Origin of the sequence: Streptomyces sp. NPDC001744, from assembly GCF_042892575.1 — a bacterium.
GTDB lineage: Bacteria > Actinomycetota > Actinomycetes > Streptomycetales > Streptomycetaceae > Streptomyces.
In genome coordinates, this window is sequence record NZ_JBIAUG010000012.1 from 157,687 (window position 1) to 177,507 (window position 19,821).

Below are 19,821 nucleotides of genomic sequence, written 5' to 3' on the forward strand. Positions count from 1 at the left end.
GACTCGACTCGGTCGATCGATGCTCGATGATGGCACGCTCCCGCCCGCCGGAATGACGGGCAGGGCGTCCCGATGCCATCACGTGATCAGGCTGTAACCGCTCGTTCGACCAACGCGAGCGCCTGCCCCGGGAGTTCCCCCCGGTGGTCGACGGCCCCGCTGAGCCAGTGCACGCGCGGGTCGCGGCGGAACCACGAGTCCTGGCGGCGGGCGAAACGCTTGGTGGCGCGCACGGTCTCGGCGCGCGCCTCGTCCTCGGTGCACTCCCCCGCGAGCGCGGCGAGGATCTGCTGGTAGCCGAGCGCGCGGGCCGCGGTGCGCCCCTCGCGCAGGCCCCGCGCCTCCAGGGCGCGCACCTCGTCCACCAGACCGGCCTCCCACATCCGGTCCACGCGCGTGGCGATCCGCTCGTCCAGTTCGGGGCGGGCGACGTCGACGCCGATCTGGACGGTGTCGTAGACGGAGTCGGGTCCGGGGAGGTTGGCGGTGAAGGGCTTGCCGGTGATCTCGATCACCTCCAGGGCCCGGACGATGCGGCGCCCGTTGCCGGGCAGGATCGCGCGGGCCGCGTCGGGGTCGGCCGCCGCGAGCCGGGCGTGCAGGGCGCCGGGACCGTGCGCGTCGAGTTCGGCCTCCAGACGGGCCCGGACGGCGGGGTCGGTGCCGGGGAACTCCAGCGCGTCGACGGCTCCCCGCACGTACAGTCCGGAGCCGCCCACGAGGACGGGGGTGCGGCCGGCGGCGAGCAGCCGGTCGATCTCGGCGCGGGCGAGGCGCTGGTACTCGGCGACGCTGGCGGTCTCCGTGACGTCCCAGACGTCGAGGAGGTGGTGCGGGACGCCGCCGCGCTCCTCGGGCGTCAGTTTGGCGGTCCCGATGTCCATCCCCCGGTACAGCTGCATCGAGTCGGCGTTGACGACCTCGCCGCCGAGCTGCTGGGCCAGGAACACACCCAGATCGGACTTTCCGGCCGCCGTGGGGCCGACGACGGCGATGACCCGCGGGGCGGGAGCTGCGCTTCTCACCGCCACAGTCTCGCAAACCTCCCGGCCCCTCCCCGAACGAGCCGTGCGACGGACCCCGTCCGGTGCGGTGTCGCGACCGTCGGTCACCGTCCGGACCCCCTCCGCCGAGTAGGCTGGAGAGTGGATATGGGCGTTTTGGCAATTTTCCTTCCCGGGAAGCGGAACGAACGGACGCGATCGGGAGTTCTCCGGGCAGGAGCGGGAACGCGGACGGTACGGCGGCCGCCGGCACGGCCTCGGCGTCGGCCGGAGCGGACCGCGGGTCGGCGAGGACGCGTGCGGTCGGTGCCCCCGGGACACCGGGGACAGGACACGACGACGGGCCCGCGAGGGCTCGTGGAGGGAAGGTGCCCCATGGGTCTCATGGACTCGCTGAAGGCGAAGCTCGGCCCGGCCAAGGAGAAGGTGGCCGACCTGGCGCAGCAGCACGGAGACAAGATCGACCAGGGCCTGGACAAGGCCGCGAAGGCGGTCGACGAGCGGACCAAGGGCAAGTACAGCGACAAGATCCGGTCCGGCACGGGCAAGGCGAAGGAAGCCATCGACCGGATGGGTCACAAGGACGAGGGCGTGCCCGGCGGCGGTACCCCCGGGACCGCGAGCGCACCCGGCGGCGCCACGCCCGAGACCCGGGGCACGCCGGGCGGTAGCCCCACGCCCGGCACCGGTGGCGGTTTCCCGGGGAGCGGCGGTACGCCGCCGCCGGCGGCCTGACGGCTCCGGAGACACCCGGCGGGCTGTTCCCCGTCGTCGCGGACGGCCGCGGAGCGAAGCGCTCCGCGGCCGTCCGCCGTCGTACCGGCGATCGTCCGCCCCTGTCGGCTCCTGCCGGTTCTTGTCGGCCCCTAGGACCAGACGGCGACGACGTACTCCACCCCGTAAGGGGCGTCCTCGTGGAGGATCCGGCCGCCGAGACCGGCTCCCTCGGCGGCGCCGGCGAGGACCTGCCAGGGCGCCCGGCCCGCCGCTTTCAGTTCGCGGGCGAGCCGGGCGTCGAGGGCGAGCAGCGCGGGTCCGTCGGCGCCGCCCAGCGCCCGGACGGCCTCCGCGTCGAAGTCCGCGGCCCGCTCGTCCAGGTAGCCGGGGGCCTTCACGGTCCGGCAGGCGCTGCCGTCGCCCATCACGAGGAGGGCGACGCGCTCGGCGGAGGCGGCGAGGGCGCGCCCGGCCCCGGCGCAGAGGTCGGCGTCGGCCGACTCGGCCACGCCCAGGCCGTCCACGGGCACGCCGGCCCAGTCGGCCCGGCCGAGGAGCCAGGCCCCGACGGCGAGGGAAGCGGGCAGGGGCCGGTCGGCGTCGACCGCCAGGGGGGTGTCGCCGAGCCGTACGGAGAGCTCGACGCCGAAGCCCGCGAAGGAGCCCGTGGTGCCGGACGGGAAGACGCCCTCCGTGCCCTCGGCGGCGGGACCGACCACGTACAGCCGGTCCGGACGCGCGGCGGCGAGCGCCCCCACGGCGTCCGCGCAGGCCGCTCGCGCGGCGTCCAGTTCGGGAGCGGCGCCGGTCGCGACCTCGGGCACGAGAAGCGGCGGACAGGGACAGACGGCTGCGGCGACAAGCATGATCCGCACCTTACTGCTCCCGGTCCGCGCCGTCCGGGGGCGGCCGGGTTCACGGAGGGACGGCGCCTCGCGACGGCCGCCGGGGTGGTTCGCCGGGGTGGTTCGCCGGGGTCAGTGGGTCCCGCAGGCCGGAACCTCGGCCGCCGGGAGGGGCGCCGGGACGCCGATCTTCGGGAGGCCGAGGAGGACGCCCTTCGGCTTCTCGGCGGTGCGCTTCTCCCAGGCGTCGCCCGCGCGGGTGCGGCGCACCGACACGGCCGGCCCCTCGGCCAGGAGGTGGTGCGGGGCGGCGTAGGTGATCCCGACGGTCACGACGTCACCGGGGCGCACGTCCTCGTCCGGCTTGGTGAAGTGGACGAGCCGGTTGTCGGGGGCGCGGCCCGAGAGGCGGTCGGTGGCGCCGTCCTTGCGGCCCTCGCCCTCGGCGACCATGACCTCCAGGACGCGGCCGACCTGCTTCTTGTTCTCCTCCCAGGAGATCTCCTCCTGGAGCGCGACGAGCCGCATGTAGCGCTCCTGCACGACCTCCTTGGGGATCTGCCCCTCCATCTCGGCCGCCGGGGTCCCGGGGCGCTTGGAGTACTGGAAGGTGAAGGCGTTCGCGAAGCGGGCCTCGCGGACGGTGTGCATCGTCTCCTCGAAGTCCTCCTCGGTCTCGCCGGGGAAGCCCACGATGATGTCGGTGGAGATGGCCGCGTGCGGGATCGCCGCCCGGACCTTCTCCAGGATGCCGAGGAAGCGCTCCTGCCGGTAGGACCGGCGCATCGCCCGGAGGATCGCGTCCGAGCCGGACTGCAGCGGCATGTGCAGCTGCGGCATGACGTTCGGGGTCTCGGCCATCGCGGCGATCACGTCGTCGGTGAAGTCGCGGGGGTGCGGGGAGGTGAAGCGGACCCTCTCCAGGCCCTCGATCCCCCCGCAGGCGCGCAGCAGCTTGGAGAACGCCTCGCGGTCGCCCAGGTCGGAGCCGTACGCGTTGACGTTCTGGCCGAGCAGGGTGATCTCGGAGACGCCCTCGGCGACCAGCGCCTCGATCTCGGCGAGGATGTCGCCGGGCCGGCGGTCCTCCTCCTTGCCGCGCAGGGCCGGGACGATGCAGAAGGTGCAGGTGTTGTTGCAGCCGACGGAGATCGAGACCCAGGCGGCGTACGCGGACTCGCGGCGGGTCGGCAGCGTGGAGGGGAACGCCTCCAGGGACTCGGCGATCTCGATCTGCGCCTCCTCCTGGACGCGGGCGCGCTCCAGGAGGACCGGCAGCTTGCCGATGTTGTGCGTGCCGAAGACCACGTCGACCCACGGGGCCTTCTTGACGATGGTGTCGCGGTCCTTCTGGGCGAGGCAGCCGCCGACGGCGATCTGCATGCCCGGACGGACGGTCTTCATGGGGGCGAGCCGGCCGAGGTTGCCGTACAGCTTGTTGTCGGCGTTCTCACGGACCGCGCACGTGTTGAAGACGACGACGTCGGCGTCGCCGTCGGCGCCCTTGGGCGCCCGTACGTAACCCGCCTCCTCCAGCAGACCGGAGAGCCGCTCGGAGTCGTGGACGTTCATCTGGCACCCGTAGGTGCGGATCTCGTAGGTCTTGGTGCCGTCAACGCTCACTGCGGTGCTCCGGTCGCTGCTGCTCGTCATGCGTCCAGGGTAGGCGGTCCGGAAGGGGTCCCCTTCCGGGTTCCGTGCCGGGGACCGGCGGCCGCCGGGTCAGGGGACCGGGTGGCCGGGCGGCCGCCCGGTCCGGGACGCCGGGAGGGGCCGGGCGGTCACCGGGTCCGGGACGCCGGGGCGCCGAACGGAACCGTCGGGATCCGTCGCGGGCCCGGCCGGACCTTCGCCGTCCCTGGCCAGGGACGGCGGCCGGCTGGCAGGATCGCTTCCATGTTCGCCTCGCTCTCCCGCGCAGCCCGCCGCCGTGCTCTGGCGGCCTCGGGCGCGCTGCTCGCGGTGTGCGGGGTCCTCGTGTGGTGGCTGGTTCCTTTCGGCTCCCCCGCCCCGAGGGGCTCGGTCACCTTCAGCACGGGCGTCCCCACCGGCGTCTACCAGCGGTACGGGGAACTCCTCAAACACTCCCTGGCCAAGGACCTGCCCGAGGTCTCGGTCACCCTCGAGGACAGCGAGGGCTCCCAGCAGAACCTGGCCCGGGTGGCCACGGGCGAGGCGGACTTCACCGTCGCCACGGCCGACGCGGTGGCCCAGTACCAGCGGGAACGCAGGCCCGGGTTCGAGCGGCTGCGGGGCTGCGCCCGGCTGTACGACGACTACGTGCAGCTCGTGGTGCGCAAGGGGGCGCCGTGGCAGAGGGTGCGGGACCTGAAGGGCCTCCGGGTGGGGGTGGGCCAGGACGGGTCCGGTGTACGGCTGATAGCCGACCGGGTCCTCGCGGCGGCGGGGCTCGCGCCCTCCCGGGACGTGAAGGCGGTCCCGGCCGGCATCGACACGATGCCCAAACTCCTGGAGCGCGGCGAACTGGACGCCTTCTTCTGGTCGGGCGGGCTGCCCACGCAGGCGGTGCAGACGCTGTCCGAACGCTTTCCCGTCCGGCTGCTCCCGCTGGACGCGGACCTGATCGACCGGCTGCACGACGTCGGCGCCTCGACCCGCCACTACCGCTCGGCGGTGATACCGGCCGAGGCGTACGCCAAGGCGCAGGACGGCCGGCCGACGGAGACGCTGGCCGTCGCGAACCTCCTGGTCACCACGGAGGAGGCCGACCCGGGCCTGGTGGAGGGCTTCACCCGTACGGTGATCGGGAGCAGGGACGGGATCGGCCGCCAGGTCCATCCGGCCCAGCTGGTGGACCTGCGCACCGCCGTCTACACGGAACCCCTGAAACTTCACGACGGCGCCCGCCGCTACTACCGCTCGGTGAAACCCTGACCCGGGGGCGCCGGTCCGGCGGGACGACGGCCCTGTGAAGTCCCCCGGTCCGGGGACGCGGGCCCGGCGGTGCCCCTACGCCCTCTCCGCCGGCGCGTTCCGGGGGACGGTGACCGTCACCCGGAGCCCGTGCGGCTCGTTCGGGGAGAAGGCCACCCCGCCCCCGCCCGCCGTCAGCAGGACGCGCGCGATGGAGAGGCCCAGACCGGAGCCCTTGACGTTCTGGTGCCGGCCCGAGCGCCAGAAGCGGTCGCCGACACGGCCCAGTTCCTCCTCCGTGAGGCCGGGGCCGTGGTCGGCCACGACGACGGTGACGTTCTCCCCGTCCGGCGCCGCGCCGACCGTGACCCGCTCCCCGGCCGGAGTGAACTTCAGCGCGTTGTCGATCACCGCGTCGAGGGCGCTGGAGAGGGCCACCGGGTCCGCCCAGGCCGTGACCGCGCCGCACTCCCCCGCCAGGACGACTCCCTTGTCCTCGGCGACCGGCCGCCAGGACGCGACCCGCTCGGCGGTGAGCGCGCCGACGTCGGTGAGCCGCGGTTCGGCCGCCGCGTGCTCGGCCAGCGCCAGGTCGAGGAGGTCGTCGAGGACCCGGGCGAGGCGCTTGCCCTCGGTCCGTACGGAGGCGATCTCCTCGTTGCCCTCGGGCAGCTCCAGGGCGAGCAGCTCGATGCGCAGGAGCAGGGCCGCGAGCGGATTGCGCAGTTGGTGGGAGGCGTCGGCGACGAAGGCCCGCTGCTGTTCGAGCGCCTCCTCCACGTTGTCGGCCATCTCGTTGAACGAGCGTGCCAGGCGCCGCAGTTCGGGCGGGCCCCCGGCGGCGGCGACCCGGGAGTTCATCCGCCCGGTGGCGATGTCGTGGGTGACGGCGTCGAGGACCCGGACCGGCCGCAGCACCCAGCCGGTGAGCCGGAAGGCCGCGCCGACGGCGAGCAGCATCGCGGCGGCCTCGCCCGCGAAGATCAGCAGCCAGCCGTGCAGGATGCGGGAGCGGAGCTGCCGGGTGGGCGAGTCGGTGACGACGACGGCGACGACGTCGCCGTCCCGGACGACCGGGGAGGCGACGATGAGCCGCGCACCGTCCTGCCAGGGCCAGACCTGGGGAGGATCGTGGCTGCGGCGGCCGAGCAGCGCCTCGTTGAAGGCGCGCCTGCCCTCCCCGTCGTACGGAACGACCCAGTCCCCGGGGGCGGCGGCCATCGCGCGGTTGCCCCGGTAGAAGACCCCGGCCCGGATGTCGTACACGTCGTGGTAGCTGGCGAGTTCACCGCCGAGCGTGACGCGCCGCTCGTCCACGCCGGGGCCGCTCTCGCTGACGAACTGGGCGAGGGCGGCGAAGCGCGCGGCGTCGTCGAGCCGGTCGACGACGACCCGCTGCTGTTCGGAGGCGGCGAGGGCGGCGGCGAGCGGGAAGCCGAGGGCGAGCAGGACGCCCGCCATCAGGACGATGAGCAGGGGAAGGAGTCGAGTGCGCACGGAGGGACCGCCGGAGGGTTACGCGGAGGGGGCGACCAGGCGGTAGCCGACGCCCCGCACGGTCTCGATCAGGGCGGGCATCCGCAGCTTGGAGCGCAGGGAGGCGACGTGCACCTCCAGGGTGCGTCCGGTCCCCTCCCAACTGGTGTGCCAGACCTCGCTGATGATCTGCTCCCGGCGGAAGACGACTCCGGGCCGCTGGGCGAGGAGGGCGAGCAGGTCGAACTCCTTGCGGGTGAGCTGGACGCCCTCGCCGTCGACGCTGACCCTGCGGGTGGGCAGCTCGACGGTGACGGAGCCGAGCCGCAGCAAAGTGCCGTCGGTGGCTCCCGCGCCGCCGGACGCCTCTTCGGGCCCGGTACTGCGCCGGCTGACGGCGTGGATGCGGGCGAGGAGCTCGCCGGGGTCGTAGGGCTTGACGACGTAGTCGTCGGCGCCGAGGTTGAGCCCGTGGATGCGGGAGCGCACGTCCCCGCGCGCGGTCACCATGATCACCGGGGTGGTGGTGAGCTTCCGGATGCGGCCGCAGACCTGGTAGCCGTCCTGGTCGGGCAGGCCGAGGTCGAGCAGGATCACGCCGTAGGAGGGGCGCTCCCCCTGCGCGGTGGGCAGGACGGCCTGGAGCGCCTCCTCGCCGTTGCGCGCGTGGGTGACGCTGAAGCCGTGCCGGGCGAGGATCGCGGAGAGGGCGGCGGCGACGTGGTCGTCGTCCTCCACGAGCAGCAGTCGCATGCGTACCTCCTCCGTCCTTTCCGGGTTCCGCGGCCTCTACGGGCTCTGCGGGTTCTGCGGCTTCTTCTTCGGTTTCCTGCGCGCCCCCGGACGTTCGCGCCGGGTGACGGCTCTCTGTGTATCAGGTGGTACCGGGGCATGAACACCGTTCATCGGCGCCGCGGCCGAGTCTCCCTCCGTGACGGAGACGCCCGCGCGGCGCGTCCGGGGCGGCCGGCGGCGCCGTCTTCACACGCCGTGCCCGCTCGCGGCCGGATCGTTATCCTCAATTTCCGCTCAGATGTGATGACGCTCGTCACACCCGCTCTCTAGTGTCCTCCCCAACCGAGGAGGACGGAGCAAGAGGCCGATGAGCGGAGAGTCAGTGTCCAAGGGTCCGGAGAACGCCCCGCGTGCCGCGGACGACCTGGTCGTACTGTCCGACGTGAACAAGCACTTCGGCGCACTGCATGTCCTCCAGGACATCGATCTGACGATCACCCGCGGCGAGGTCGTGGTCGTCATCGGGCCCTCGGGGTCCGGCAAGTCGACGCTGTGCCGCACGATCAACCGGCTGGAGAGCATCGACTCCGGCACCATCACCATCGACGGCAAGCCGCTGCCGCAGGAGGGCAAGGAGCTCGCCCGGCTGCGGTCCGACGTCGGCATGGTCTTCCAGTCGTTCAACCTGTTCTCGCACAAGACCGTGCTCGAGAACGTGATGCTGGGGCAGATCAAGGTCCGCGGTACGGAGAAGACGGCCGCCGCGGCCAAGGCCCGCGCCCTGCTCGACCGGGTGGGCGTCGGCACCCAGGCGGACAAGTACCCCGCCCAGCTCTCCGGCGGTCAGCAGCAGCGCGTGGCGATCGCCCGCGCGCTGGCGATGGACCCGAAGGTCATGCTCTTCGACGAGCCGACCTCGGCGCTGGACCCCGAGATGATCAACGAGGTCCTGGAGGTCATGCAGCAGCTGGCCCAGGAGGGCATGACGATGGTGGTCGTGACCCACGAGATGGGCTTCGCGCGCTCCGCCGCCAACCGGGTCGTCTTCATGGCGGACGGGAAGATCGTCGAGCAGGCGTCGCCCGAGGAGTTCTTCAGCAACCCGCGCAGCGATCGCGCCAAGGACTTCCTCTCCAAGATCCTTCACCACTGAGCGAGTTCGGGCCTATTCTTCCCCACTCACGCCTAGCCAAGGGACTTTCCTCGATGAAGCTTCGCAACACCTCCGCCGCCGCCGCGGCCGTCGTCCTGCTCGCGCTGACCGCGACGGCCTGTGGTGGCGGGTCCGACTCCGGGAGCAACGGCGACAAGATCACCGTCGGCATCAAGTTCGACCAGCCGGGCCTGGGCCTGAAGACCCCGGACGGCAAGTACGCCGGTTTCGACGTCGATGTGGCCCGGTACGTGGCCAAGGAGCTCGGTTACGCCGAGGACAAGATCAACTTCAAGCAGGCGCCGAGCGCCGAGCGCGAGAACCTGATCAAGAACGGCGACGTGAAGTTCATCGTCGCCAGTTACTCGATCAACGAGAAGCGCAAGAAGGAGGTCGACTTCGCCGGCCCGTACTTCCTGGCCCACCAGGACCTGCTCGTGCGCGCCGACGACACCTCGATCACCAAGGTCGAGGACCTCAACTCCAAGAAGCTCTGCTCGGTCACCGGCTCTACCTCCGCGCAGAACGTGAAGGCCAAGCTGGCCCCGAATGCCGACCTCCAGCAGCTCGGCGGCTACTCCGAGTGCCTGACCGGCCTGGAGAACAAGGCCGTCGACGCCCTCACCACCGACGACTCCATCCTCGCGGGCTACGCCTCGCAGAAGGAGCACCAGGGCAAGTTCAAGCTCGCCGGCCTGCGCATGAGCGACGAGAAGTACGGCATCGGCCTCAAGAAGGGCGACGCCGAGCTGCGCGGCAAGATCAACAAGGCGCTGGAGAAGATGGTCTCCGACGGCACCTGGGAGAAGCTCGTCAAGGAGCACTTCGGCCCCTCCGGCTACAAGTCCGAGCCCGCGCCGAAGGTCGAGAACTGACCCACCCCGCCCCCATCGTGACGGCCTCCCCCGTGCGGGACGGCCGTCGCGCGGGCACCGGCCGCCGCCCTCGCGGCGGCCTCCACACCGACCGACCACCAGGGGAGAGCGCGGGGCATCGTGTTCGACTTTCTTGATTCCGGGCAGTACGACCTGCTCGGCGCCTTCTGGGTGACGGCGAAACTCGCCTTCTACTCGGCGATCGGCTCACTGATCTGGGGTACCGCCCTGGTCGCCATGCGGGTCAGCCCGGTTCCGCTCATGCGGGGCTTCGGCACCGCGTACGTCAACTTCGTCCGGAACACCCCGCTGACCGTGGTCATCGTGGCCTGTTCGCTGGGTCTCAACCAGACTCTCGGGGTCACACTCGGCGGTTCCGACTTCAAGGAGATCGGTTTCCGGCTCTCGGTCCTCGGACTGATCGCGTACACCGGCACCTTCGTCTGCGAGGCGCTGCGCTCCGGCATCAACACCGTCCCGCCCGGCCAGGCCGAGGCCGCCCGCGCGCTGGGCCTGAGCTTCTTCCAGGTCCTCACCCTGGTGGTGCTCCCGCAAGCCTTCCGCGCCGTGGTGACCCCGCTCGCCAACGTCCTCATCGCCCTCACCAAGAACACCACCGTGGCGGCGGCCATCAGCGCCGCAGAGGCGGCGTTCCTGATGAAGGAGATGATCGAGAACGAGGCCGACGCGCTCTTCGCGGTCTTCGCCGTGTTCGCGTTCGGTTTCATCGTCCTCACCCTCCCCACCGGCCTGGTCCTGGGCTGGGCGGCCAAGCGACTGGCGGTGAAGCGATGACTTCCGTCCTGTACGACACCCCCGGCCCGCGCGCCAAGCGGCGCAACGTCCTCTACACGGTCGGCTTCGTCGCCGTCCTCGCCCTGCTGACCTGGTGGGTGCTCTCCGCCCTGGCCGAGAAGGGCCAGCTGTCGGCCGACAAGTGGAGCCCGTTCGTCACCGACTCCCGGGTCTGGACGACGTACCTGCTGCCGGGTCTGGTCGAGACCCTCAAGGCCGCCGCGCTCTCCATCCTGATCGCGCTGCCGCTCGGCGCCCTCCTCGGCATCGGCCGGCTCTCGGACCACCGCTGGGTGCGGGTGCCCGTCGGCGTGGTCGTGGAGTTCTTCCGCGCCATCCCGGTGCTGCTCCTGATGATGTTCGCGAGCGCGATCTACCGGGAGTTCACGACGGTCAGCTCCGACTTCCGTCCGCTGTACGCGGTCGTCACCGGCCTGGTGCTCTACAACGCCTCGGTCATCGCCGAGGTCGTCCGGGCCGGCGTCCTCTCGCTGCCCCGGGGCCAGGGCGACGCGGCCGTCGCACTCGGCATGCGCAAGGGCCAGACCATGGTGTACGTCCTGCTCCCGCAGGCCGTGACCGTCATGCTGCCGGCCCTGGTCAGCCAGCTCGTCGTGATCGTCAAGGACACCGCGCTCGGCGGCGCCCTGCTCGGTTTCCCGGAACTGCTCAGCCAGAACCGGCAGATCACCGCCAACTACGGCGCCAACACGATCGCCACCTTCACGGTCATCGCGCTGATCTTCATCGGCCTCAACTTCGCCCTCACCACCTTCGCGAGCCGGCTCGAACAGCGGCTGCGGCAGGGCCGGAAGACGTCCGGCGTAACCAAGAGCGCCGTCGTGAAGACCGGCGAGACCCCGGCGGAGGCCACGAGCGGCGCCTGATGCCGGAAGGGGGGCCCGGCGAATCCCGCGAGGCGTTCGCCCGCCCCCGTGACGGGGCCCGGAACGGTGGGGCGGGCCGGCGCGGTACCGGCATCGCGCCGACCGCGCCGGGCCCGCCCTTTCGCACGGGGTGACGGACCGCGTCCGTCACCCCGTGCGGGGCTCACCACGCTCCTTCCCCCGGCGCAAGCACCCCGACGCCTGACGCGGACACCCGTCGCTTGACGCGGGCACTCTCAGTGGGTTGCATACGTTCTGTGATCAAGCACCGGGTTCGTGCCACACTCAGGTGTGCTGCCCTCATGACCGTCCGGCCTTCAGGAGCCGCGCCGTGGACCCGGTGATCATCGTGGGCGCGGGGCCGGTCGGTCTCGCGCTCTCCCTCGCGCTCGCCGCCCAGGGCGTGCCCAGCGTCGTCCTCGACGAGGGCTCCGGCAAGGAGGAGCCCCGCCCGGCGCGGAGCGTCGTCCTGCGCGCCGACATGGCCGCCATGGTCGAACGCCTCGGCTGCACGACCCTCCGTGACGAGGGCGTCCGCTGGATCGGCTGGCGCGGCATGCGCCGCCGCCAGGTGGTGCGCCGGCTGGACCTCGACCTGGGGCTCGGCGGTACGGAGGAGTGGTCCGAGGACCCCGCCGCGCCCGCGGCCCCGGCCGCCCCGCTGCACATCCCCCAGCACGCCCTGGCGCGCGGACTGCGCGCCGCCGTCGCCGGACAGGAACTGGTCCGGCTCGTCACCGGGGCCCGGCTCGACTCCGTCGAGCAGGACCGGGACGGGGTCGTCGCCCACACCCGGGGCCCGGCGGGCACCTGGTGGCGCGGCAGTCACCTCGTCGGCTGCGACGGCGCCCGCTCGACCGTGCGCAAGCTGCTCGGCATCCGTTTCCCGGGCCGCACGGCGGTGGAACGGCACGCCGTCGCCGCCCTGCGCACCGAACTCCCCTGGCCCGGCGAGGCCCTGTTGCACCGTCAGCCCGCCTGGCGCGGCGCCGCCGAGGAGATCGGCGCGCGCCCGCTGCCCGACGGGGTGTGGCGGATCGACTGGCTGCTGCCGCCCCGCGGCGACCTGGTCACCCCGGACGCGCTGATCGCCCGCGTCCGCGAGACCCTGGCCGGCTGGTGCGACGGGGTGACGCCGCCGTACGAACTCATCGACACCGGGGTGTACACGCTGCACCACCGGCTCGCCCGCCGCTGGCGGGTCGACCGGGTGCTCCTCGCCGGGGACGCGGCGCACCTGCTCGGCGCGGTCGGCACGCAGGGGCTCGACGAGGGGTTCCGGGACGTGGACAACCTCGCCTGGAAACTCGCCCTGACCTGGCACCACGGCGGCTCGGACCGGCTGCTCGACAGCTACCAGAGCGAACGGCGGGCGGCCGTCGCCACCCGACTGCGGGCGGCGGACCAGTCCCTGCCGGTGCTGCGCGGCGGCGGGGGGCTGCGGACCTACCTCCCGGGAGCCGCGCGCGGTCACGACGCCCTGTTGACCGACGGCCACGTGGGGCGCGGGCCGCTCGGCGCGCCCCCCGCGTACCCGCACTCCCCCCTCGCGCCCCCGTACACCGAGGGCTGGGCCCCGGTCGGCACCCCGCCGGGCGCCCCGGTCGAGGACGTCCACGTGACCGCCCCCGACGGCACGACCGTACGGCTCCGGGACCGGCTCGGGCGGGGCCTTCTCCTGGTCGTCCTGGTCGCCCCCGGCACCGGCGTGTGGGACCGGCGCCACTGGCGGACCGCCGGGGTGATGCCCCGCCTCGAAGAGGCCGTCCGCGCCCTCCCCGTGAAGGCCGAGGTCCTGGTGACGGAGGCGTACCCGGGCGCCCCCGCCCACGCCGTCCTGCTGGTGCGGCCCGACGGGCACCTCGTGGCCTCCTTCTCCGGGGTCCGCCCCGAGGAGCTGTACGCGGCGGCGGACGCGGTGCGCGGCGGCTCGGTCGCCGACGGGGAGAGCGCCGGCGGAGGAAGTGACGCCGGGGAGGGTGACGGCGGAAGAAACGGCGACGGGGAGGGTTCCGGCGTGTCCCCCGAAGCGGCCGTGGGGAGCGACCGCACGGCGGACACGCATTGATTCCGCCGGGGCCGCGTGGTGTACTCCGGAACGTGACCGACACCGATGCGCGCCTGTGGCGGAGGGTCCATGTGGACCTCCTCCGCTATGCGGGCTGCGTGTGTCGTCCGTCCCGCTGATCTCGCTCCTCTCCCCCGCGCGCCCCGCCGCCCGTCCGTGTCCCGTCGCCCTCCGCGCACCGACACGGGTCCGTGTGCGCCGTGTGCCGCCGCGCGCCCTTCGCGAACCCCAGGACGGTCACCCGTGTCCCAGCACGTCGCCTTCCCCCCGCCCGTACGCGGCGTCCCCGCCGCCACCTCCCTTTCTTCCCCTGCCCCCGCTCCGACAGCTCCGACAGCTCCGACAGCGGACGAACTCCTGGAGTTCGTCCGGCGTACGGCCGCCGACCAGGACCTGGTCTCCGCCCTGCCGCTCGACCCCGAGGGCCGCACCTGGGTACGGCTCGACGGCCCCGGCGGCAGCGAGGCATGGCTCATCGGCTGGCCCCCCGGCACCGGTACCGGCTGGCACGACCACGCCGAGTCGCGGGGCGCCTTCGCCACCGCGCGCGGCACGCTGACCGAGAACGCGCTCGCGGTCCGGTTGCCGACGAGCGGCTGGAAGACCCTGGAACTGACCGGCGGGGTCGACCGCTCCCGCCGGCTCGGGACGGGCGTGGGGCGGGCCTTCGGTCGCCACCACGTGCACGAGGTGTTCAACGAGTCACAGGACACCCACGCGGTGTCGGTGCACGTCTACCATCCGCCGCTCCCGCTGATCCGGCGTTTCAGCCGGACGGGCGCGGTGCTCCGTCTGGAGCAGGTCGAGCGTCCGGAGGACTGGCGGTGAGCGGCGAGCACGTGGGCATCGACGTCCTTCTGGAACGGGTCAGGTCGGGCCTCGACCGGATCGGCCCCCGGGCCGCGTACGAGGCGTACGGGGCGGGGGACGCCCTCCTGGTGGACACGCGCTACGCGGCCCTGCGGGAACGGGACGGCCTGGTCCCGGGCGCGCTCGTCGTGGAGCGCAACGAGCTGGAGTGGCGGCTCGACCCGCTGGGCAGTCACCGTGCGGCGGAGGCCGACAGCCACGACCTGCGGGTGGTCGTCTTCTGCAATGAGGGCTACGCCTCCTCCCTCGCGGTCGAGTCCCTGCGCCGCCTGGGTCTCCACCGGGCGACCGATCTCATCGGCGGCTTCCAGGCGTGGAAGGCCGCGGGCCTCCCGGTCCTGCTCCCGCCCTTCCGCCGCTGACGGCAACGGAACGGGAACGGGAACGGAAACCGCAACGGGAAGGAAAGCGGACCGAGCGCGGCGGCGGGGACGGGGGGCGGCGAGAACGCCGCCGGACCTCACGAGATCCGGTCGCCGGTCGACGGCCGCCGCACCATGCCACCGCATGTCGCGCCATGCCACCGCATCCAGACCGTCGCGTCCTGACAGCTGCGTCCCGGGCCGTCGAACCTGCCGTCGGTTCCTGTCCCCGGGCCCTGCCGTCGGCCCACTCCGCCGTGCTGTCCCGGGCGGACCCCCTCGCCCCGGACAGTACGGCGGAGAGGGCGGCAGGGCAGCGGCAGGCGGCAGGCGGCAGGCGGCAGGCGGCAGAACGCTCCCCCGGCCGGGGCCTCCCGCCCTCCCCCGTCTCAGGGCGACATCAAAAGGGCTCGTCCAGCCCGTCGGTGTCCTCGCCCTCCGCTTCCAGAGCCTGGCGGACGACGCGCAGGGCCATGCCTTCGGGGTACCCCTTGCGGGCGAGCATGCCGGCGAGCCGCCGCAGCCGCCGGTCGCGGTCCAGACCGCGGGTGGCACGCAGCTTGCGGGCCACGAGTTCGCGCGCCGTGACCTCCTCCTGCTCGGAGTCGAGCCGGTCCACCGCTTCCTGGACGAGGGCGGGCTCGACGCCCTTGGTACGCAGCTCCCGGGCGAGGGCCCGCCGGGCGAGGCCCCGGCCGTGGTGACGGGACTCCACCCAGGCGCCCGCGAAGGCCGCGTCGTCGATGAGGCCGACGTCCTCGAAGCGCGAGAGCACTTCCTCCGCCACCTCGTCGGGGATCTCCCGCTTGCGCAACGCGTCGGCCAGTTGCTTGCGCGTGCGGGGGGTCCCGGTGAGCAGGCGCAGGCAGATCGCGCGCGCCCGCTCAGCCGGTTCCTGAGGTGACGGCTCCTTCTCGGCCCTCGACGAGTCGGGGCCGTCACCCGGCCATTCGGTGCGACCGGTCACCGGTTCAGCTCTTGACCGCGGTGGCCTTGGTCGCCTTCACGGTCTTCGCGGCGGCTGCCGGGACGCTCTTGGCGGCGTCGTCCGCACCGGTCGCGTCCGCGCCCGCCGCGTCCGCGCCCGGCTCGGTCGGCAGGGTCTCGGGCCGGACACCGACGCCCAGCTTCTCCTTGATCTTCTTCTCGATCTCGTTGGCGAGGTCGGGGTTGTCCTTCAGGAAGTTGCGGGCGTTCTCCTTGCCCTGGCCGAGCTGGTCGCCCTCGTAGGTGTACCAGGCACCCGCCTTGCGGACGAAGCCGTGCTCCACGCCCATGTCGATCAGGCCGCCCTCGCGGCTGATGCCCTGGCCGTAGAGGATGTCGAACTCCGCCTGCTTGAAGGGCGGCGCGACCTTGTTCTTGACGACCTTGACGCGGGTGCGGTTGCCGACCGCGTCCGTGCCGTCCTTGAGGGTCTCGATGCGGCGGATGTCGAGGCGCACCGAGGCGTAGAACTTCAGGGCGCGGCCACCGGTCGTGGTCTCCGGCGAGCCGAACATCACGCCGATCTTCTCGCGGAGCTGGTTGATGAAGATCGCGGTGGTCTTGGACTGGTTGAGCGCGCTGGTGATCTTGCGGAGGGCCTGGCTCATCAGTCGGGCCTGGAGGCCGACGTGCGAGTCGCCCATCTCGCCCTCGATCTCCGCGCGCGGGACGAGCGCGGCGACGGAGTCGATGACGATCAGGTCGAGGGCGCCGGAGCGGACCAGCATGTCGACGATCTCGAGGGCCTGCTCACCGTTGTCCGGCTGGGACAGGATGAGGTTGTCGATGTCGACGCCGAGCTTCTTGGCGTACTCGGGGTCGAGGGCGTGCTCGGCGTCCACGAAGGCGACCTGGCCGCCGGCCTTCTGCGCGTTCGCGACGGCGTGCAGGGTCAGGGTCGTCTTGCCGGAGGACTCCGGTCCGTAGATCTCCACGACACGGCCGCGCGGCAGCCCGCCGACGCCGAGGGCGACGTCCAGGGCGGTCGATCCGGTGGAGATCACCTCGATCGGCTCCTGGGTGCGGTCACCCATGCGCATGACCGCGCCCTTGCCGAATTGGCGTTCAATCTGTGCGAGCGCGGCGTCGAGCGCCTTCTCGCGGTCGGTTCCTGCCATGGGTTCCACCCGGTTTGCTTGAGTCGATCGCTTCATGTGAAAGACGCTAACCCCTGCCACTGACAATGGGCCTCGCGCTCCCGCCCGGCCTGTGGACAACTCCGCTGCAACCCCGTGATTCCAAGGCCCGGACTCCCATAAGAATGTATGTTCGATTTTAGTGTCAAGCGTGCCACGCGGGGCCGTAGGGAACGCGGTCCGACCGCCCGGGACCGCTCCGGAAGGACCGGGGAGGGCCGGTTCCCTTGCGGCCACCGGCCCGGCGGCACGGGCGCGTACACGGCATGGGCACGGAGGCACCGCCGCCGGGTCAGGAGTCCTCCGGAGCGGACTCCTTCTTGTGCTGGAGGGCCTTCTGCAGCCGGGCGACCACCGCCTCGCCGTACCTGCGGTGGCCGTGGACGCGCGGGTCGTCCATCACGTCGTACCGCTTCACGTAGGCGCCCAGGAACGCCTGCAGGGTGGCGACGGCCGGAATGGCGATCAGCGCGCCGACGGCGCCGAGCAGCGCCGTCCCCGCGATGACCGAGCCGAAGGCCACCGCCGGGTGGATGTCCACGGTCTTCGAGGTGAGCTTCGGCTGGAGGACGTAGTTCTCGAACTGCTGGTAGACCACGACGAAGCCGAGCACCCACACCGCGTACCAGGGGTTGACGGTGAAGGCGATCAGCATCGGCAGGGCACCGGCCAGGTAGGTGCCGATGGTCGGGATGAACTGCGAGACCAGGCCGACCCACACGGCGAGCGCCGGGGCGTACGGCACGTCCAGGATCTCGAAGAGCACGAAGTGCGCGATGCCCGAGACGAGGGCCATCAGACCGCGCGAGTAGAGGTAGCCGCCGGTCTTGTCGACCGCGATCTCCCACGCCCTCAGCACCTCGGCCTGCCGGGCGGGCGGCAGGACGGAGCAGAGCGCGCGCCGCAGCCGGGGTCCGTCGGCCGCGAAGTAGAACGAGAACAGGAAGATCGTGAGGAGCCGGAACAGACCGCCGAGGACGGTGGCGGAGACGTCGAGGACCCCGGACGCGCTGTTCTGCACGTACTTCTGCAGCCAGCCGGAGCGGAGCAGGCTGTCCTGGACCTCGACCCGCGACAGGTCCGTGTGGAAGCTGTCGTTGATCCACTTGATCAGCGAGTCGAGGTACTTGGGGAAGTTCTCGACGATGTCGATGATCTGTCCGGCGAGCATCGACCCCAGGAGGAAGACGAAGCCGGCGCCGAAGACCAGGACGGCGAGGAAGACGAGGAAGGTGGCGAGGCCCCGGCGCATCCCGCGTGCGGCCATGCGCCCGACCGCCGGCTCGATGGCGAGGGCGAGGAAGAAGGCCAGGAGGATGTTGACGAGGAGGCCGATGAGCTGGTGGAAGGCCCAGTCGCCCAGCCGGAAGCAGGCGTAGAGGGCGAGGGCCAGGACCAGCGCGCGGGGCAGCCAGCGGGGCATCCGCTCGGAGCCCGCCGGGGGCGCCGTGGCGGCGGGGCCCGGAGACGCGGCCCCCGGGGCGGGGGACGTGCCCGCGGCGACGCCCTTCCCGGTCCCGGGGGCCGGGACCGGGGGAACCGCCGCGTCGCTCACGCCGGACGGCCGGGGCCCACCGGGCTCGGCGGGCGTGTCGGGAGGGGTGATGTCGTCGCTGTCGTCAGTCGGGGCCACCCCGCCAGTCTCGCGCACCGCGCCGGCGTTCCGCCCGGGACCCCGCGCATCCCCGCCGGGTGCCCCGCCGTACGGCTCCCGTCACACCGGGGGTCGCTTCGTCGCCCTCCCCCGTTCACCTCCGGCCCTTCCGCCGCGCGCCTCCGGGCGCGATCCGGCTCCCGCACACCGGGGGCGGCCCCTCAGCGTTTGTCGGCGGGCACGTCGACGGCCGCGCAGACGGCGCGCCACACGTCCTTCGCCTCCCAGCCGGCGTCCAGCGCCTCCCGTACGGTCCGGCCCCCGAGCTCCGACATCACGTGGTCGCGCGCGAAGGACTCGGCGTACGACGCGCCGAAGTGATCGGCCATCCGCTCCCAGAAAATCGTCAACCGCATGACCCCAGTATCCCGCCCCCAAGAGTGCAGACCGCCTCATGGGCCCTCTCACCACGGCTTTCCGCCCTACGGTCGGAGCATGGCGGAAACCACCCCTCCCTCCCCGTCCTCGACCCCTCTGGCCCGCGCCGAGCGTTTCGTCTGGCTGACGGCCCGGATCCTCGAACAGCGCCGGTTCGCCTACCACTTCCGGCGCGGTGGCGCGGACCAGGTCGAGACGGCCCTCACCGCGTACCTCAACGAGGACGGCGGCTACGGTCACGCGCTCGAACCGGACCTGCGCGGACCCGTCAGCCAGCCGCTGCACACCGCGCACGCCCTGCGGGTCCTGGACTCCGTCGGACGCTGCGGCGGACCCCGGATCGAGCGGATCTGCCGCTACCTCACGGCGGTGTCCACGCACGACGGGGCGCTCCCCGCGATCCACCCGTCCCAGCACGGCCACCCCTCGGCGCCCTTCCTCCCGGTCGTCGACTCCCCGCCGAGCGCGCTGCTCTCGACCGGCCCGGTGGTCGGGCTGCTGCACCGCAACCAGGTGTGGCACGCGTGGCTGTTCCGGGCTACCGAGTTCTGCTGGTCGGCCGTGGAGAACCTGGAGGAGTCCCACCCGTACGAGGTCCGGGCGGCCGTCGCCTTCCTCGACGGGGCCCCCGACCGCCCGCGCGCGGAGGCGGCCGCCGACCGGCTCGGCCGGCTCGTCCGGGAGCGGGGGCTCGCCGTCCTCGACCCGGACCGGCCCGAGGACTACCCGGCGGCGGAGGGGCACGCACCCGGGGAGCACCACTTCCCGCACGACTACGCGCGCGTGCCGGACTCGCTGGCCGCGCGCTGGTTCACGCAGGAGGAGACGGCCCGGTCCCTGGACCGGCTCGCGGCCGACCAGGAGGAGGACGGCGGCTGGCCCGCCCGCCGGCGCGCCTGGGCGCCCGGTCCGGCTCTGGAGTGGCGCCCGATCGCCACCGTGGAGGCGCTGCGCACCCTCCGCGCGCACGGCCGTCCCCTCGATTGAGGGCCGCGCGCCGGAACG

The 19,821-nt window shown here is 72.8% G+C and carries 20 protein-coding genes; 11 read left to right on the forward strand and 9 right to left on the reverse strand.

Features of this window, described 5'->3' with window-relative positions; all coding sequences use genetic code 11:
- Positions 1-86: 86 nt before the first annotated feature.
- Positions 87-1,025: a tRNA (adenosine(37)-N6)-dimethylallyltransferase MiaA gene (miaA, locus tag ACFYZY_RS16765; protein WP_388694294.1), complete on the reverse strand. Its 939-nt coding sequence runs from the start codon at positions 1,023-1,025 to the stop codon at positions 87-89.
- 354 nt (positions 1,026-1,379) lie between these two features.
- On the opposite strand from miaA, the gene ACFYZY_RS16770 reads away from it, so the two are divergent.
- Entirely contained in the window at positions 1,380-1,739 is a 360-nt protein-coding gene (locus tag ACFYZY_RS16770; protein WP_388694296.1) for an antitoxin, read from the forward strand.
- A 131-nt stretch (positions 1,740-1,870) separates the two neighbouring features.
- On the opposite strand, the gene ACFYZY_RS16775 is transcribed toward ACFYZY_RS16770, so the two are convergent.
- Together ACFYZY_RS16775 and miaB are read right to left on the reverse strand one after the other, a co-directional pair.
- On the reverse strand, positions 1,871-2,587 hold the full coding sequence (locus ACFYZY_RS16775; RefSeq protein WP_388694299.1) for a hypothetical protein: 717 nt from the start codon (positions 2,585-2,587) through the stop codon (positions 1,871-1,873).
- Positions 2,588-2,698: 111 nt separating this feature from the next.
- Positions 2,699-4,219 carry a tRNA (N6-isopentenyl adenosine(37)-C2)-methylthiotransferase MiaB gene (miaB, locus tag ACFYZY_RS16780; protein ID WP_388694302.1) on the reverse strand — a complete coding sequence of 507 codons (1,521 nt, stop codon included), beginning with the start codon at positions 4,217-4,219 and terminating at the stop codon, positions 2,699-2,701.
- Between the two features lie 243 nt (positions 4,220-4,462).
- On the opposite strand from miaB, the gene ACFYZY_RS16785 reads away from it, so the two are divergent.
- Complete coding sequence (locus ACFYZY_RS16785; protein ID WP_388694304.1) at positions 4,463-5,461, forward strand: TAXI family TRAP transporter solute-binding subunit; 999 nt, start codon at positions 4,463-4,465, stop codon at positions 5,459-5,461.
- Between the two features lie 75 nt (positions 5,462-5,536).
- Here the strand turns inward: ACFYZY_RS16785 and ACFYZY_RS16790 are convergent, their stop codons facing one another.
- Together ACFYZY_RS16790 and ACFYZY_RS16795 are read right to left on the reverse strand one after the other, a co-directional pair.
- On the reverse strand, positions 5,537-6,937 hold the full coding sequence (locus tag ACFYZY_RS16790; RefSeq protein WP_388694306.1) for an ATP-binding protein: 1,401 nt from the start codon (positions 6,935-6,937) through the stop codon (positions 5,537-5,539).
- An 18-nt stretch (positions 6,938-6,955) separates the two neighbouring features.
- On the reverse strand, positions 6,956-7,669 hold the full coding sequence (locus ACFYZY_RS16795; protein ID WP_388694309.1) for a response regulator transcription factor: 714 nt from the start codon (positions 7,667-7,669) through the stop codon (positions 6,956-6,958).
- 349 nt (positions 7,670-8,018) lie between these two features.
- Between ACFYZY_RS16795 and ACFYZY_RS16800 the strand changes: the two genes are divergently transcribed.
- The 8 genes from ACFYZY_RS16800 to ACFYZY_RS16835 all read left to right on the forward strand — a co-directional run bounded on the left by ACFYZY_RS16800 (position 8,019) and on the right by ACFYZY_RS16835 (position 14,661).
- Positions 8,019-8,804: an amino acid ABC transporter ATP-binding protein gene (locus ACFYZY_RS16800; protein ID WP_388694310.1), complete on the forward strand. Its 786-nt coding sequence runs from the start codon at positions 8,019-8,021 to the stop codon at positions 8,802-8,804.
- A gap of 53 nt (positions 8,805-8,857) precedes the next feature.
- Positions 8,858-9,679 carry a glutamate ABC transporter substrate-binding protein gene (locus tag ACFYZY_RS16805; protein WP_388694311.1) on the forward strand — a complete coding sequence of 274 codons (822 nt, stop codon included), beginning with the start codon at positions 8,858-8,860 and terminating at the stop codon, positions 9,677-9,679.
- 120 nt (positions 9,680-9,799) lie between these two features.
- Positions 9,800-10,474 (forward strand): amino acid ABC transporter permease, encoded by a 675-nt coding sequence (locus ACFYZY_RS16810; protein ID WP_388694313.1) that lies wholly within the window; start codon positions 9,800-9,802, stop codon positions 10,472-10,474.
- Complete coding sequence (locus ACFYZY_RS16815; protein ID WP_388694315.1) at positions 10,471-11,361, forward strand: amino acid ABC transporter permease; 891 nt, start codon at positions 10,471-10,473, stop codon at positions 11,359-11,361. The genes ACFYZY_RS16810 and ACFYZY_RS16815 overlap by 4 nt, the downstream gene beginning before the upstream one ends.
- Before the next feature lie 331 nt (positions 11,362-11,692).
- The gene (locus ACFYZY_RS16820; protein WP_388694317.1) at positions 11,693-13,429 is read left to right on the forward strand and encodes an FAD-dependent monooxygenase; all 1,737 of its coding nucleotides are present in this window, start codon (positions 11,693-11,695) and stop codon (positions 13,427-13,429) included.
- A 32-nt stretch (positions 13,430-13,461) separates the two neighbouring features.
- Positions 13,462-13,548, forward strand: a complete 87-nt coding sequence (locus tag ACFYZY_RS16825) for a putative leader peptide (RefSeq protein WP_388694379.1) — start codon at positions 13,462-13,464, stop codon at positions 13,546-13,548.
- Between the two features lie 124 nt (positions 13,549-13,672).
- A complete protein-coding gene (locus ACFYZY_RS16830; protein WP_388694319.1) occupies positions 13,673-14,257 on the forward strand; it encodes a cysteine dioxygenase in 585 nt (194 codons plus the stop codon).
- Positions 14,254-14,661, forward strand: a complete 408-nt coding sequence (locus ACFYZY_RS16835; protein WP_388694321.1) for a rhodanese-like domain-containing protein — start codon at positions 14,254-14,256, stop codon at positions 14,659-14,661. The genes ACFYZY_RS16830 and ACFYZY_RS16835 overlap by 4 nt, the downstream gene beginning before the upstream one ends.
- A 400-nt stretch (positions 14,662-15,061) precedes the next feature.
- Here the strand turns inward: ACFYZY_RS16835 and recX are convergent, their stop codons facing one another.
- From recX to ACFYZY_RS16855, 4 genes are all read right to left on the reverse strand, one after another.
- Positions 15,062-15,628 carry a recombination regulator RecX gene (gene recX / locus ACFYZY_RS16840; RefSeq protein WP_388694324.1) on the reverse strand — a complete coding sequence of 189 codons (567 nt, stop codon included), beginning with the start codon at positions 15,626-15,628 and terminating at the stop codon, positions 15,062-15,064.
- A 4-nt stretch (positions 15,629-15,632) separates the two neighbouring features.
- Positions 15,633-16,766: a recombinase RecA gene (gene recA / locus ACFYZY_RS16845; RefSeq protein WP_388694327.1), complete on the reverse strand. Its 1,134-nt coding sequence runs from the start codon at positions 16,764-16,766 to the stop codon at positions 15,633-15,635.
- A 310-nt stretch (positions 16,767-17,076) separates the two neighbouring features.
- Entirely contained in the window at positions 17,077-18,207 is a 1,131-nt protein-coding gene (locus ACFYZY_RS16850) for an AI-2E family transporter (protein WP_388694381.1), read from the reverse strand.
- A gap of 392 nt (positions 18,208-18,599) precedes the next feature.
- On the reverse strand, positions 18,600-18,794 hold the full coding sequence (locus ACFYZY_RS16855) for a DUF3046 domain-containing protein (protein WP_361864935.1): 195 nt from the start codon (positions 18,792-18,794) through the stop codon (positions 18,600-18,602).
- Between the two features lie 79 nt (positions 18,795-18,873).
- Here ACFYZY_RS16855 and ACFYZY_RS16860 point away from each other — a divergent pair, with 79 nt between their 5' ends.
- On the forward strand, positions 18,874-19,803 hold the full coding sequence (locus ACFYZY_RS16860; protein ID WP_388694329.1) for a hypothetical protein: 930 nt from the start codon (positions 18,874-18,876) through the stop codon (positions 19,801-19,803).
- Positions 19,804-19,821 lie beyond the last annotated feature (18 nt).

Excerpts from the sequence above, each read along its gene's own strand:
- ACFYZY_RS16770 (WP_388694296.1), top strand. The coding sequence starts at position 1,380 with ATGGGTCTCATGGACTCGCTGAAGGCGAAGCTCGGCCCGGCCAAGGAG.
- ACFYZY_RS16775 (WP_388694299.1), bottom strand. The coding sequence starts at position 2,587 with ATGCTTGTCGCCGCAGCCGTCTGTCCCTGTCCGCCGCTTCTCGTGCCC.
- miaB (WP_388694302.1), bottom strand. The coding sequence starts at position 4,219 with ATGACGAGCAGCAGCGACCGGAGCACCGCAGTGAGCGTTGACGGCACC.
- ACFYZY_RS16785 (WP_388694304.1), top strand. The coding sequence starts at position 4,463 with ATGTTCGCCTCGCTCTCCCGCGCAGCCCGCCGCCGTGCTCTGGCGGCC.
- ACFYZY_RS16795 (WP_388694309.1), bottom strand. The coding sequence starts at position 7,669 with ATGCGACTGCTGCTCGTGGAGGACGACGACCACGTCGCCGCCGCCCTC.
- ACFYZY_RS16800 (WP_388694310.1), top strand. The coding sequence starts at position 8,019 with ATGAGCGGAGAGTCAGTGTCCAAGGGTCCGGAGAACGCCCCGCGTGCC.
- ACFYZY_RS16805 (WP_388694311.1), top strand. The coding sequence starts at position 8,858 with ATGAAGCTTCGCAACACCTCCGCCGCCGCCGCGGCCGTCGTCCTGCTC.
- ACFYZY_RS16815 (WP_388694315.1), top strand. The coding sequence starts at position 10,471 with ATGACTTCCGTCCTGTACGACACCCCCGGCCCGCGCGCCAAGCGGCGC.
- recA (WP_388694327.1), bottom strand. The coding sequence starts at position 16,766 with ATGGCAGGAACCGACCGCGAGAAGGCGCTCGACGCCGCGCTCGCACAG.
- ACFYZY_RS16850 (WP_388694381.1), bottom strand. The coding sequence starts at position 18,207 with ATGCCCCGCTGGCTGCCCCGCGCGCTGGTCCTGGCCCTCGCCCTCTAC.
- ACFYZY_RS16855 (WP_361864935.1), bottom strand. The coding sequence starts at position 18,794 with ATGCGGTTGACGATTTTCTGGGAGCGGATGGCCGATCACTTCGGCGCG.
- ACFYZY_RS16860 (WP_388694329.1), top strand. The coding sequence starts at position 18,874 with ATGGCGGAAACCACCCCTCCCTCCCCGTCCTCGACCCCTCTGGCCCGC.